Source organism: Pseudomonas sp. S37 (genome assembly GCF_016658545.1).
Taxonomy (GTDB): Bacteria; Pseudomonadota; Gammaproteobacteria; order Pseudomonadales; family Pseudomonadaceae; genus Aquipseudomonas.
On sequence record NZ_JACVZC010000038.1, the window covers coordinates 1 to 13,246 of the forward strand.

Annotated in this window: 12 protein-coding genes; 7 read left to right on the forward strand and 5 right to left on the reverse strand. The window is 62.9% G+C overall.

Annotated features, from left to right (window positions below; translation table 11 throughout):
• Nucleotides 1-127 precede the first annotated feature (127 nt).
• Nucleotides 128-1,669, reverse strand: coding sequence for a phosphoenolpyruvate carboxykinase (locus tag IAE39_RS14075; RefSeq protein WP_201203361.1), 1,542 nt, complete (start codon nucleotides 1,667-1,669; stop codon nucleotides 128-130).
• Nucleotides 1,670-1,848: 179 nt separating this feature from the next.
• Complete coding sequence (gene hslO, locus IAE39_RS14080) at nucleotides 1,849-2,748, reverse strand: Hsp33 family molecular chaperone HslO (protein ID WP_201203363.1); 900 nt, start codon at nucleotides 2,746-2,748, stop codon at nucleotides 1,849-1,851.
• 108 nt (nucleotides 2,749-2,856) lie between these two features.
• Here hslO and IAE39_RS14085 point away from each other — a divergent pair, with 108 nt between their 5' ends.
• Nucleotides 2,857-3,651 carry a phosphatase PAP2 family protein gene (locus IAE39_RS14085; RefSeq protein WP_201203365.1) on the forward strand — a complete coding sequence of 265 codons (795 nt, stop codon included), beginning with the start codon at nucleotides 2,857-2,859 and terminating at the stop codon, nucleotides 3,649-3,651.
• Between the two features lie 111 nt (nucleotides 3,652-3,762).
• On the opposite strand, the gene IAE39_RS14090 is transcribed toward IAE39_RS14085, so the two are convergent.
• Nucleotides 3,763-4,164 (reverse strand): RNA-binding S4 domain-containing protein, encoded by a 402-nt coding sequence (locus tag IAE39_RS14090; RefSeq protein WP_144170159.1) that lies wholly within the window; start codon nucleotides 4,162-4,164, stop codon nucleotides 3,763-3,765.
• Between the two features lie 109 nt (nucleotides 4,165-4,273).
• On the opposite strand from IAE39_RS14090, the gene rimB reads away from it, so the two are divergent.
• Together rimB and rimK are read left to right on the forward strand one after the other, a co-directional pair.
• Nucleotides 4,274-4,756: a retropepsin-like aspartic endopeptidase RimB gene (gene rimB / locus IAE39_RS14095; RefSeq protein WP_328825613.1), complete on the forward strand. Its 483-nt coding sequence runs from the start codon at nucleotides 4,274-4,276 to the stop codon at nucleotides 4,754-4,756.
• A complete protein-coding gene (gene rimK, locus IAE39_RS14100; RefSeq protein ID WP_012316721.1) occupies nucleotides 4,753-5,658 on the forward strand; it encodes a 30S ribosomal protein S6--L-glutamate ligase in 906 nt (301 codons plus the stop codon). The genes rimB and rimK overlap by 4 nt, the downstream gene beginning before the upstream one ends.
• Before the next feature lie 116 nt (nucleotides 5,659-5,774).
• Here rimK and IAE39_RS14105 read toward each other — a convergent pair whose 3' ends face one another.
• On the reverse strand, nucleotides 5,775-7,088 hold the full coding sequence (locus tag IAE39_RS14105; RefSeq protein ID WP_060501261.1) for an ATP-binding protein: 1,314 nt from the start codon (nucleotides 7,086-7,088) through the stop codon (nucleotides 5,775-5,777).
• A 13-nt stretch (nucleotides 7,089-7,101) separates the two neighbouring features.
• Nucleotides 7,102-7,842 (reverse strand): osmolarity response regulator transcription factor OmpR, encoded by a 741-nt coding sequence (gene ompR / locus IAE39_RS14110; RefSeq protein WP_201203367.1) that lies wholly within the window; start codon nucleotides 7,840-7,842, stop codon nucleotides 7,102-7,104.
• Between the two features lie 217 nt (nucleotides 7,843-8,059).
• Between ompR and IAE39_RS14115 the strand changes: the two genes are divergently transcribed.
• The 4 genes from IAE39_RS14115 to IAE39_RS14130 all read left to right on the forward strand — a co-directional run bounded on the left by IAE39_RS14115 (nucleotide 8,060) and on the right by IAE39_RS14130 (nucleotide 13,130).
• Nucleotides 8,060-10,384, forward strand: a complete 2,325-nt coding sequence (locus IAE39_RS14115; protein WP_201203369.1) for a Tex family protein — start codon at nucleotides 8,060-8,062, stop codon at nucleotides 10,382-10,384.
• Entirely contained in the window at nucleotides 10,384-10,767 is a 384-nt protein-coding gene (locus tag IAE39_RS14120) for a PaaI family thioesterase (RefSeq protein WP_050580765.1), read from the forward strand. The genes IAE39_RS14115 and IAE39_RS14120 overlap by 1 nt, the downstream gene beginning before the upstream one ends.
• Before the next feature lie 138 nt (nucleotides 10,768-10,905).
• Nucleotides 10,906-12,498 carry a glutamate--cysteine ligase gene (gshA, locus tag IAE39_RS14125; RefSeq protein WP_201203371.1) on the forward strand — a complete coding sequence of 531 codons (1,593 nt, stop codon included), beginning with the start codon at nucleotides 10,906-10,908 and terminating at the stop codon, nucleotides 12,496-12,498.
• Complete coding sequence (locus tag IAE39_RS14130; protein WP_201203372.1) at nucleotides 12,498-13,130, forward strand: TetR/AcrR family transcriptional regulator; 633 nt, start codon at nucleotides 12,498-12,500, stop codon at nucleotides 13,128-13,130. The genes gshA and IAE39_RS14130 overlap by 1 nt, the downstream gene beginning before the upstream one ends.
• The last annotated feature ends 116 nt before the right edge of the window (nucleotides 13,131-13,246 follow it).

Consider the following 13,246-nt stretch of genomic DNA (forward strand, 5'->3'; position numbering starts at 1 on the left):
CCCGCCGCCCCCCCCCCCCCCCCCCCCCCCCCCCCCCCCCCGCTCCTACAAGGAATTGCATCAGCCGGACAGCAGGAACAAAAAAGCCGCCAATTCTGGCGGCTTTCTCGTTGCGGCTGGTTGCAGCTTACAGCTGCGGGCCAGCGGCCTTGATGGCGTCGGAAACTTCGAACTTCTTGAAGTTTTCGATGAACAGCTTGGCCAGGCCTTTGGCGGCCTCGTCGTAGGCAGCTTTGTCAGCCCAGTTGGTGCGCGGGTTGAGCAGCTCGGTTTCAACGCCTGGAACTGCCTTCGGCACGTCCAGGTTGATGATGTCCAGGTGCTCGGTTTCGGCACCGACCAGCGCGCCGCTCTGGATCGCAGCGATCACCGCACGGGTGGTCGGGATGCTGAAGCGCTTGCCAACGCCGTAGCCACCACCGGTCCAGCCGGTGTTGACCAGGTAAACCTTGGAGTTGAAGCCGTTGATACGCTTGATCAGCAGCTCGGCGTACTCGCCAGCCGGGCGCGGGAAGAACGGGGCGCCGAAGCAGGTGGAGAAGGTCGACTTGATGCCGCCGCCCGAACCCATTTCGGTGGAACCGACCAGCGCGGTGTAACCGGACAGGAAGTGGTAGGCCGCCTGCTCGTTGTTCAGGATCGAAACCGGAGGCAGAACACCGGTCAGGTCGCAGGTCAGGAAGATTACTGCATTCGGCTCGCCGCCCAGGTTCGCTTCGGAACGCTTGGCAACGTGCTCCAGCGGGTAGGCCGCACGGCTGTTCTGGGTCAGGCTGACATCGGTGTAGTCGGCGTGCTGGTTGCCGTCGAGAACGACGTTTTCCAGTACCGCGCCGTGCTTGATGGCTTTCCAGATGACCGGCTCGTTCTTCTCGGACAGGTCGATGCACTTGGCGTAGCAGCCGCCTTCCATGTTGAAGACAACGCCTTCGCCCCAACCGTGCTCGTCGTCACCGATCAGGTAACGGCTTTCGTCGGCCGACAGGGTGGTCTTGCCGGTGCCGGACAGGCCGAAGAACAGGGTCACATCGCCTTCTTCGCCGATGTTGGCCGCGCAGTGCATTGGCAGTACGTCGGCAGCCGGCAGCAGGAAGTTCTGCACCGAGAACATGGCTTTCTTCATTTCGCCGGCGTAGCGCATGCCAGCGATCAGTACCTTCTTCTGGGCGAAGTTGATGATCACGCAACCGTCGGAGTTGGTGCCGTCACGCTCAGGTTCGCAGACGAAGTTGGCAACGTTCAGGATCTGCCATTGGTCGCGGCCAGCCGGGTTGAACTGCTCAGGGTTGATGAACAGGCAACGACCGAACAGGTTCTGCCAGGCAGTCTGGGTGGTCATTTTCACCGGCAGGTAGTGCTCGGCGGCCGCCCCTACGTGAACGTAGGAAACGAAGTGATCCTGGGCGTTGTTGAACGCCTCGACGCGAGCCCACAGGGCATCGAACTTGTCGGCCGGGAACTTGCGGTTGATCGGGCCCCAGGAAATGGCGTCCTGGGTGGAAGGTTCTTCGACGATGAAACGGTCAGCCGGCGAACGGCCAGTACGGTGACCGGTCTCCACGACCAGTGCGCCGGTATCGGCTAGTACACCTTCACCGCGTTGCAGCGCTTCTTTTACCAGCTCATCGACGCTCAGGTCGGTGTACACGGTGTTGTTGGCTTGCGTCATGAGATACCCCATCCGGCCCGAGGCCGAGTGCTCCAAACGTTTTGTAGTTGTCTTGAAAAAACTACTACAGCGAAAAAAGTGGCCGGATTATGCCAGAAAAGCCCAAAAAAAGTAGGCCCCTCCTGTCAGAACTGCGCTTTTGCGCAATTCGACAGGAGATTATCCTGAGCTTTAACGTTTCAGTGGCGAGTTTCTGAGGCCACGTCCGTGCCGCCACCGGCAAACAGTTGCGCCACATCGCTGGCATCGAACAGATAGCGCTCGTTACAGAACTGGCAATCGACTTCCACTTGCCCGCCACATTCCTCAACCAGCGCCTTGGCGTCAGCCTCGCCCAGGCTGACCAGCGCGTTACCCGAGCGTTCGCGCGAGCAGCTGCAGTGGAAACGCAAAGGCTCGATATCGAACAGGCGCACAGCGTCCTCATGGTACAGGCGGTGCAGCAGGGTCTCGTTGTCCAGCGCCCACTCTTCAAGCTTCAGCGTCTTGGCCAGGGCCACGACGTGCTGCCAGCTTTCTTCGCGCTCTTCATCGTCAGGCTGGCGATCACGCGGCAGCTGCTGCAGCAACAGGCCACGTGCCTTGCCGCTGGAGGTGTCGAGCCAGAAGCGGGTATTGAGCTGCTGCGACTGGACGAAGTAGTTGGTGAAGCATTCCGACAGGTTGGCACCATCGAGGTCGACGGTGCCCTGGTAGCGCTGGCCCTTGACCGGGTCGATGGTCAGGGTCAGGTGGCCGCCAGGCATCAGCTGCTCCAGAGTGGCGTCGGCCGGAATCTGGTCCGCTTCGTAACGGGCCATGCCGCGGATGTCACGCTCACCGGAGCATTCGACCATCAGCAGCGGGATTGGCCCGGACGAACGCGCCTGCAGAATCAGCAGGCCATCGAACTTCAGCGCGCCGACCAGCAAGGCGGTGGCGGCCATCAGCTCGCCGAGCAGCGCCTGCACCGGCTGCGGGTATTCATGACGGGCCAGCACCGCGGCGTAGCTGTCATCGAGAGACACCCACTCGCCGCGCACATCGCGCTCGTCGAAGATGAAACGTTGGGTGAAATCTGTATCTGGCAAGTCGCTCATGGTTGTCTGGCTATCTGAAAATGATGACAAAATAATTAAAGGGAATTAGAAATCCCGTCGCAGAGCGTTTTCGGGCGCTCGTTTCCCTTTAGGAGATAGAGGTATCTTATGGATAATCGACCACTGTTCCAAGCAAGGTGGTCCTGGGGACCCTTGGCAGCCTGCACGCTGCTGCCCATTGCTCTACTGTGTTTCTGGTTATGGCCCATTGGCCAGATCCTGTGCCTGACTTTCGACGAGTGGCTGTTCCACAGCCTGAATGCGCCGCTGGCCGACAACACCACCTGGCGCTATATCTGGACCGTCGGCAGCCTGCGCCCGTTCGACGTCGTCGTCGGCCTGATACTGTTGGCAGTGCTCATCCGGGGTGACTGGGTGTTCAAGGCCGCTCAGGTTCGCCAGGCGTTTTTCGGCTTTCTGGTCACGCTACTCCTCTTAGTGGTGATTCGCGCGCTGTTTTCCAAGTGGGTGGATGCAGCCGGCTGGCAACACAAGAGCCCGTCGATGATGTTCGACGACGTAGTGCACCTCAGTGACTACTACCCGAACCTGGAAAAGGCCTGGGAGCTGAAGGACCGTTCCAGCAAGAGTTTTCCGGGGGATCACGCCTCGGTACTGCTGGTCTGGGCGCTGTTCATGAGCGTGTTCAGCCGGCGCCTGGGGCAGTTTCTGGTGGTCTGGGGGCTGGCGGTGCTGTTCATGCTGCCGCGCCTGGTGGCAGGCGCCCACTGGGGGCAGGATGACTACATCGGCGGGTTGCTGATGGCGGTGCTGGCGTTGGGCTGGAGCTACTACACGCCGTTGGCGGCCAAGGGTAGCGAGGCGTTGGTGCGCTGGACGGCGCCGTTGTTTAACCTGCTGGCCAAGTTACCGCTGGTCGGACGGATGGCCGTAACCCGTTAGGGCCTTGGGGCTGCTGCGCAGCCCTTTCGCGACACAAGGCCGCTCCTACAGGGGTACGCGTTCCCTTGTAGGAGCGGCCTTGTGTCGCGATGGGCCGCAGAGCGGCCCTGGCTATTCAAAGCTCCCATGCAGCTGGTGAATTTGCCGCCGTTGCTTCTTGTTCGGCCGGCCATCGGTAGTCACACCCATCGCCCCTGCCTTGCGCATTTCGGCTGCCTGCTCCCTGCGCCGCACACTCTCTTCAGTCTCTTCGTACAGCGTTTGCGCCTCGGGCGCCCCACGCCGCACCACCGACAGTGCCTTCACCACCACCGTGCGCTCATCAAACCCGGTGCGCAGCACAAATTCGTCACCCACCCGCGGTTCCTTGCCCGGCTTGCAACGCTCACCCCGGCAATGCACCTTGCCACTCTCGATCGCCGCCTTGGCCAGCGCCCGGGTCTTGTAGAAGCGCGCCGCCCACAGCCATTTGTCCAGGCGAACCTTGTCGTCGTCTTCGGCTTTTTGTGCCATCCCGTTACCTCGGATTCTGTCTTTCATCGAACTGTACTACCTTCACATACGGATGCAAAAAGTCCCCGCCATGCTTACAGTTCACCACCTTATTCGCAGGGTGCGCTTCGTGAAGACATTTGACCATTTGACTGTGATCGGCCTGCGCGAGTGGGTCGCCCTGCCTGACCTCGGCGTGGCCGGGCTACGCGCCAAGATCGACACCGGCGCCAGCACCTCCAGCCTGCATGCCACCGAGGTGGAACCGTTCGAGCGTGATGGCCAGCCCTGGGTACGTTTCACTGCGCACCTGGGCACAGTGGTACAACTGCGCCACCGGCGCTGCGAGGCGCCGCTGGTGAACAGAAAGACCATCAGAAGCTCCAATGGTCACGCCCAGACCCGTTATGTCATTCGCACGTCATTGGCCTTGGGTGATCGTGTGTGGGAGGTGGAATTTACCCTCGCCTGCCGCAAGAGCATGCGCTACCGCCTGCTACTGGGCTCCAAGGCCTTGATTCACGGTCAGCTGGTGGTCAACCCTGGCCTTAAATACGTCCAAGACAAACCGGCCTTCCCGGCCACTCTTTCTCCTGTCACAGGTGCTGCATGAAGATCGCTGTGCTGTCGCGCAATCCGCGTCTGTATTCCACCCGCCGCCTGGTCGAAGCCGGTACCCAGCGTGGCCACGAAATGGTAGTGATCGATACCCTGCGGGCCTACATGAACATTGCCAGCCACAAACCGCAGATCCATTACCGCGGCAAACCGCTTGAAGGCTTCGATGCGGTGATCCCACGCATTGGCGCCTCGGTAACGTTCTATGGCTGCGCAGTGCTGCGCCAGTTCGAAATGATGGGCGTGTACCCGCTCAACGAATCGGTGGCCATCGCCCGCTCGCGCGACAAGCTGCGCTCGTTGCAGCTGTTGTCACGCCGTGGCATCGGGCTGCCGATCACCGGCTTCGCCCACTCGCCCGACGACATCCCCGACCTGATCCAGATGGTCAACGGCGCCCCACTGGTGATCAAGGTGCTGGAAGGCACCCAGGGCATCGGCGTGGTGCTGTGCGAAACCACCCAGGCAGCCGAGTCGGTGATCGAGGCGTTCATGGGCCTGAAGCAGAACATCATGGTGCAGGAATACATCAAGGAGGCCGGCGGTGCCGACATTCGCTGCTTCGTGGTGGGCGACAAGGTCATTGCTTCGATGAAGCGTCAGGCCAAGCCCGGCGAGTTCCGCTCCAACCTGCACCGCGGGGGCGTCGCCAGCCTGATCAAGATCACCCCGGAAGAGCGGATTACCGCGATTCGTGCAGCCAAGGTGATGGGCTTGAGCGTGGCGGGTGTGGATATCCTGCGTTCCAACCATGGGCCACTGGTGATGGAGGTGAACTCGTCGCCGGGGCTGGAAGGTATCGAAGTGACCACCGGCAAGAACGTGGCCGGGATGATCATTGAGCACCTGGAGAAGAATGGCGGGCCTAACCAGACCCGGACCAAGGGGAAAGGTTGATTTAAACCTGTCCCGGCCTCTTCGCGGCTAAAGCCGCTCCCACAGGATCACCGCAGCCCACAGGCCTGCGCACTACCTGTGGGAGCGGCTTTAGCCGCGAAGAGGCCGGTACAGGCTCACACAGCATTACGCGGCAACAACAGCCCCAACGGCAACCGCACCCGCGCCTCGATCCCGCCACCGGAGCGGTTACGCAACTCCACATTCCCGCCATGCTGCGCCGCAATCCGCTTGACGATAGCCAACCCCAGCCCGGTGCCCTTGCCGCCCCGCGCGCGGTCGCCGCGAATGAACGGGTTGAAGATGGTCTCCAGCTCCGACTCGTCGATCCCGGTGCCACGGTCCAGCACACTCAGCACCACATACGGTGCGCTCTCGTCCCCCGACACATAGGCCGCCACCTCGACCCCCTTGCCGGCATGGTGCAGGGCGTTGCCGATCAGGTTGCCGAGCATGCGCTTGAGCGAAACCCGGCGCAGCGGGAACGGCGGTATCGGCTCCAGGCACAGGCGCACGCGTTCTTCCGGCTGGTTGTACGGCGCCACCACCTCGCGCACCAGGTCCGCCAGGTCGACCTCTTCCACCGGTTCGTCCCGGCCATCGCGGATAAACGCCAGGAACTGGTCGAGAATCGCGTCCATGTCCTCGATGTCGCGGACCATGTCATCACTCAAGTCACTGTCGCTGTTCAACAACGACAACGACAAGCGCAAGCGTGTCAGCGGTGTGCGCAGGTCGTGGGAAACCCCGGCCAGCATCAGTTCGCGCTCGCGCCCGGCCTGTTCGACATCCTCGGCCATCTGGTTGAAGGCCTTGTACACCTCGGTCATTTCACTGGGTGTGTCGCTGATCGGCAAGCGCACGCTGCGCCCCTGGCCCAACTGGCGCGCAGCGAATACCAGGCGCTTGAGCGGCTGGTTCAACTGCCGCACGAATATCCACGCCGAGGCGGTAGACAACAGGCCAATGGCCAGGAACCAGCCCAGCACGTTCCAGATTTTCTGCCCACGCAGCGGGTGCGGGTACAACGGCACCTTCAACCAACCCGGGCCCAGGCTGGGCGCATTCACCCACAACGCCGGTGGCGCATGAATGCGCAGCCGCACTTCGGTGTCTTCGCCCAGCTCGGCCTGCATCTGCCGCTGGTAGATTTCGCTATAGGGCCAGTGCTGCTCGCCTTCGGGCACGCCCGAGCCAGTCACGCGGATCAGCCCTGCTGCTTCGGCGATCTTGTCGCGGTTTTCTTCGTCGGCAGCCCAATAGGCGCGCAAGGTCAGCGCCACACCGTGGCTGTACTGACGGTCGACCAGCACATCCTCGTTCATCAACAGGTAGACCAGGGTCAGGGCCTTGGAGAACAGGACGACGATCAACACCAGCCACAGGGTGCGGGCGAAGAAACTTTGCGGAAACCAGAGCGGTGTTTTCATCGACGGTCAGGCATCACTTTCCGGCGTTTCCGTCCGGCACGAACACGTAGCCCACGCCCCACACGGTCTGGATGTAACGCGGCTTGGACGGGTCCGGCTCGATCATGCGGCGCAGGCGCGAAATCTGCACGTCGATGGAGCGCTCCAGGGCATCCCATTCGCGGCCACGGGCCAGGTTCATCAGCTTGTCGCGGGTCAGCGGCTCGCGGGCATGCATTACCAGCGCCTTGAGCACGGCGAACTCACCGGTGGTGAGCATGTGCACTTCGTTGCCACGTTTCAGTTCACGGGTGGCCAGCGACAGCTCGTAGTCGCCGAAGGTGACCGACTCGTCCTCGCTACCCGGCGCACCCGGCACGGTCGGCGCCTGGCGGCGCAGCACGGCCTTGACCCGGGCCATCAGCTCGTCCGGGTTGAACGGCTTGCCCAGGTAATCGTCGGCGCCCAGCTCCAGGCCCTTGATGCGGCTGAGCTCGTCGCCCTTGGCGGTGAGCATGATGATCGGGATCTGGTTGTTCTGCTGGCGCAGGCGCTTGCACGCGGACAGGCCATCCTCGCCCGGCAGCATCAGGTCGAGCACCACCAGGTTGAACACCTCGCGTGACAGCAGGCGGTCCATCTGTTCGGTGTTGGGCACCGCGCGGGCACGGTAGCCCTTGCTGGTGAAGAAACGTTCCAGCAGGCTGCTCAGCCCCGGGTCGTCGTCGACGATGAGAATCTTGTCACCTTCAGCGGTGTTTGGCGTGCCGGTCATGAATAACTCCTCTGATATCGCCGCGCATTATGGCGTAGCCATTGCAACGCGTGCCGTGAGCATTGTTAGCAGATTTTTCCCCGGGCGCCAGTTCCGGCTGGCCGGGCGCCATCACCGCAAGCCGTTTGCGATGGGTATAATGCGCGGCTTTCATCCAGCGCCGCCGGGCGAAAAGCCCACAGGCGACCCCCGTATTCACAAATGTCAGGTGGTTTACATGGACAGCATCAACAGCCGTATCGCCGAGGAACTGGGCGTACGCCCCCAGCAGGTCGAGGCGGCCGTGGGCCTGTTGGACGAAGGCTCGACCGTGCCTTTCATCGCCCGTTACCGCAAGGAAGTGACCGGTAGCCTGGACGACACCCAGCTGCGCCATCTGGAAGAGCGCCTGCGCTACCTGCGCGAACTCGACGAGCGTCGCGCCAGCATCCTGTCCAGCATCGAGGAACAGGGCAAGCTGACCCCGGAGCTGGCCCGCGAAATCAAGCTTGCAGACACCAAGACCCGCCTCGAAGACCTGTACCTGCCGTACAAGCAAAAGCGCCGCACCAAGGGCCAGATTGCCCTGGAAGCCGGGCTCGGCGAGCTGGCCGACGGCCTGTTCAACGACCCTAACCTGACACCGGAAAGCGAAGCTGCGCGCTTCGTAAACGCCGAAAAGGGCGTGGCCGACGTCAAGGCCGCGCTGGAAGGTGCCAAGTACATCCTCATGGAGCGCTTTGCCGAAGACGCCGCGCTGCTCGACAAGCTGCGCAGCTTCCTCAAGCAGGAAGCCGTGCTAAGCGCCCGCGTGGTGGCCGGCAAGGAAGAGGAAGGCGCCAAGTTCCGCGACTATTTCGCCCATGACGAACTGCTGCGCAACGCACCGTCGCACCGCGCCCTGGCGATTTTCCGCGGGCGCAACGAAGGCGTGCTGAGCGCCTCGCTGAAAGTCGGCGAAGAACTGCCCGGCACCCTGCACCCGTGCGAGCTGATGATCGGCAACCACGTCGGCGTGGAAAACCGTAGCCGCCCGGCCGACAAATGGCTGGGCGAGGTGGTGCGCTGGACCTGGAAGGTAAAGCTCTACACCCACCTGGAAACCGACCTGTTCGGCGAGCTGCGCGACAATGCCGAAGGCGAGGCGATCAACGTGTTCGCCCATAACCTGCACGACCTGCTGCTGGCCGCACCGGCCGGCCCGCGTGCCACCCTGGGCTTTGACCCGGGCCTGCGCACCGGTTGCAAGATCGCCGTGGTCGATGCCACCGGCAAGCTGCTGGATTACACCACGGTCTACCCGCATGCGCCGAAGAACGACTGGGACCGCACCCTTTCGATCATGGCCGCGCTGTGCGCCAAGCACTCGGTGGAGCTGATCGCCATCGGCAACGGCACCGCCAGCCGCGAGAGCGACAAGCTGGTAGCCGAGCTGGTCAAGAAGTACCCAGCACTGAAGATCACCAAGATCATGGTGTCCGAAGCCGGCGCTTCGGTGTACTCGGCATCGGAGCTGGCCGCCCGCGAGTTCCCGGACCTCGACGTGTCGATCCGTGGCGCCGTGTCGATTGCCCGCCGCCTGCAAGACCCGCTGGCCGAGCTGGTGAAGATCGACCCGAAATCCATCGGGGTCGGCCAGTACCAGCACGACGTGTCGCAGCTGAAACTGGCGCGCGGCCTGGACGCCGTGGTCGAGGACTGCGTGAACGCCGTCGGCGTGGACGTCAATACCGCCTCGGTGGCGCTGCTGACGCGCATCTCCGGCCTTAACGCCACCTTGGCCCAGAACATCGTCGCCCACCGCGACGCCAACGGCCCGTTCGCTACCCGTGCGGCGCTGAAAAAAGTCAGCCGCCTGGGTGAAAAAACCTTCGAACAGGCCGCCGGCTTCCTGCGCGTGATGAACGGTGACAACCCGCTGGACGCCTCGGCAGTTCACCCCGAGGCCTACCCGCTGGTACAGCGCATCGCCGCCGACACCGACCGCGACATCCGCTCGCTGATCGGTGACAGCAGCTTCCTCAAGCGCCTTGACCCGAAGAAGTTCACCGACGAAACCTTCGGCCTGCCGACCGTGACCGACATCCTGCAGGAACTGGACAAGCCCGGCCGCGACCCACGCCCCGAGTTCAAGACCGCGACCTTCCAGGACGGCGTCGAAGACCTCAAGGACCTGGAGCCAGGCATGATCCTCGAAGGCGTGGTGACCAACGTCACCAACTTCGGTGCCTTCGTCGACATTGGCGTACACCAGGACGGCCTGGTGCACATTTCGGCGCTGTCCGAGAAGTTCATCAAGGACCCGCGTGAAGCGGTCAAGGCCGGCGACGTGGTCAAGGTCAAGGTCATGGAAGTGGACATCCCGCGCAAGCGTGTGGGCTTGTCCATGCGCATGAGCGACACCCCGGGCGAAAAGGTCGAAGGCAACCGCGGCGGTAACCGTGGCAATGGCGGCAACCGCCAGCAGCAGGCACCGCGCCAGCGTGAAACGGCCACGGCCGCCCCGGCCAACAACGCCATGGCCTCGTTGTTCGCCAACGCCAAGCAGTTGAAGAAGAAGTGATGGACGTACCACGCGAATACGTCGAAAGCGCCTTCAGCCAGTTGCTGGGCTGCCGCCTGCAACGCCTGGACACCGGTGTTGCCGAGGTAGCCCTGGCGCTTGAGCCACAGTTGCGCAACCGTGGCCAGAAGCTGCACGGCGGCGCAATCTTCAGCCTGGTGGACATCGCCATGGGCCTGGCCTGCTCGGCCAGCCATGGCTTTGACCAGCAAAGCGTCACCATCGAGTGCAAGATCAACTACATGCGCGCCGTCAGTGACGGCGAAGTCCTGTGCACCGCCCGCGTGCTGCACGCCGGGCGGCGCACCCTGGTGGTCGACGCCGACGTAGTCCAGGGCGACAAACTGGTGGCCAAAGCGCAAGGAACCTTCGCGGTTCTCTAGCTCACCAAGCAGTATCTGCGGTATTTTCAGCAATGCGCTGGCACTGCTGGAACCGCGTAAACCAGGCGACAACGCCAGTTCCTTTCTTCCTACCCTTGTAGACCGTTATCTCTACCCCCATATTGGGGCGACTGACGCGTGAAGGAATACATCTTGAGCGACCTCCTCAACCGCCGCCTGAGCCTGCTCGGCGCTAATCTCCCCTTGCTCAAGCAGTGCCTGCACGGTATTGAGCGCGAATGCCTGCGCGTGACCGACGAAGGTCGCCTGGCCCAGACCCCGCACCCGGAAGCACTGGGATCGGCGCTGACCAACGAGCAGATCACCACGGACTATTCCGAGTCGCTGCTGGAGTTCATCACCCCAGCGCTGGCCGACCCGGCAAAGGTGCTCGAAAGCCTCGAACAGACCCACCGCTTCGTCTACAGCAAGCTGGGCGACGAATACCTGTGGAGCCCGTCGATGCCGTGCACGCTGCCGGCCGAGGAGGACATCCCGATTGCCGAGTACGGCACCTCCAATATCGGCAAGCTCAAGCACGTCTACCGCAAGGGCCTGGCCCTGCGTTACGGCCGCACCATGCAGTGCATTGCCGGTATCCATTACAACTTCTCGCTGCCCGAAGCCCTGTGGCCACTGCTGCGTGCCGCCGAAGGCGGTAGCGAGAACGACCGGGACTACCAGTCGTCGGCCTACATTGCGCTGATCCGTAACTTCCGCCGCTACAGCTGGCTGCTGATGTACCTGTTCGGTGCCTCGCCGACGCTGGACAAAGGCTTCCTGCGTGGCCGCCCGCACCAGCTTGAAGAGCTGGATGCCGAAACCCTGTTCCTGCCCTACGCCACCAGCCTGCGCATGAGCGACCTGGGCTACCAGAGCAACGCCCAGGCCGGCCTGACGCCGTGCTACAACAACCTGGCCAGCTACACCGACAGCTTGCGCAAGGCCGTCGGCACGCCCTACGCGCCTTACGTTGAAGTGGGCACGCACGTCGACGGCGAGTGGGTACAGCTGAACACCAACATCCTGCAGATCGAAAACGAGTACTACTCGAACATCCGCCCCAAGCGCGTCACCTATACCGGCGAACGGCCGATCCAGGCCCTGACCTCGCGTGGCGTGCAGTACGTGGAAGTGCGCTGCCTGGACATCAACCCGTTCCTGCCGGTGGGCATCGACCTCACCGAAGCGCGTTTCCTCGATGCGTTCCTGCTGTTCTGCGCCCTGGAAGACAGCCCGCAGCTGGACAACAGCGAGTGTGGCCAGTGCACCAGCAACTTCCTGACCGTGGTCAAGGAAGGCCGCCGCCCAGACCTTGAGCTGCACCGCGACGGCCAACCGATTGGCCTGAAGCAGTGGGCCAGCGAGCTGATCGAGCGTATCCGCCAGTTGGCCGACCTGCTCGACCAGGCCCAGGGCTTTGATGAGCACGCCAAGGCCCTGGATGCCCAGCAGGCCAAGGTCGACGACGCCGCGCTGACGCCTTCAGCCCAGGTGCTGGCGCGCATGACCGAGCATGACGAAAGCTTCGTGCAGTTCTCGCTGCGCCAGAGCCGGATCCACGCCGAGACGTTCCGCGAGCAACCACTGAGCCAGGAACAGCAACAGGCATACGAAACGCTGGCCCGTGAGTCGCTGGCCAAACAGTCCGAACTGGAGCAGGAAGAAGTCGGTGACTTCGACCTGTTCGTGGGTGCCTACCAGGCGAGCATCCTGGCGATCAGCAACTGATGAACCGCACCACCACCCCGCGCAAGCCGCGCGCCAGCAGCCAGGCCAGGATCGAGGCGATCCTGGCGGCTGCCCGCGAGCTACTGGCCGAGCTGGGGGTGGCGGGGTTGTCGGTTTACAGCGTGGCCGAGCGTGCGCAGATTCCACCCTCGTCGGTGTACCACTTCTTCGCCAGTGTGCCGGCGTTGCTCGAGGCACTGACCGCCGACGTCCACCGCGCCTTCCGTGAAGCGCTGAGCGCGCCGATCGACAGCCACGCGGTCAGCACCTGGCATGAGCTGTCACGGTTGATCGAGCAGCGCATGCTGGATATCTACAACGAAGATGCGGCGGCGCGGCAGCTGATTCTGGCCCAGCATGGGCTGAGTGAAGTGGTGCAGGCCGACCGGCAGCACGACATGGAGCTGGGCGACTTGATGCACAAGTTGTTCGACCAGCATTTTCATCTGCCGGTGATGCCGCTGGATGTGGATGTGTTTGCCCTGGCCATGGAGCTGAGCGACCGGGTGTATGCGCGGTCTGTGCAGTTGCATGAGGCGATCACCCCGCGCATGGCCGAGGAAGGCAAGCGGGTGTTCGAGGCGTATCTGGGGCTGTATCTGCCGCCGTTTCTGGCCAAGCGTTCCCGCTGAAGATTTTGGGGCCGCGTTGCGGCCCGATCGCGACACAAGGCCGCTCCTACAGAGATACGCGATCCCCTGTAGGAGCGGGTTTACCCGCGAAGGGCTGCAAAGCAGCCCCAATATCA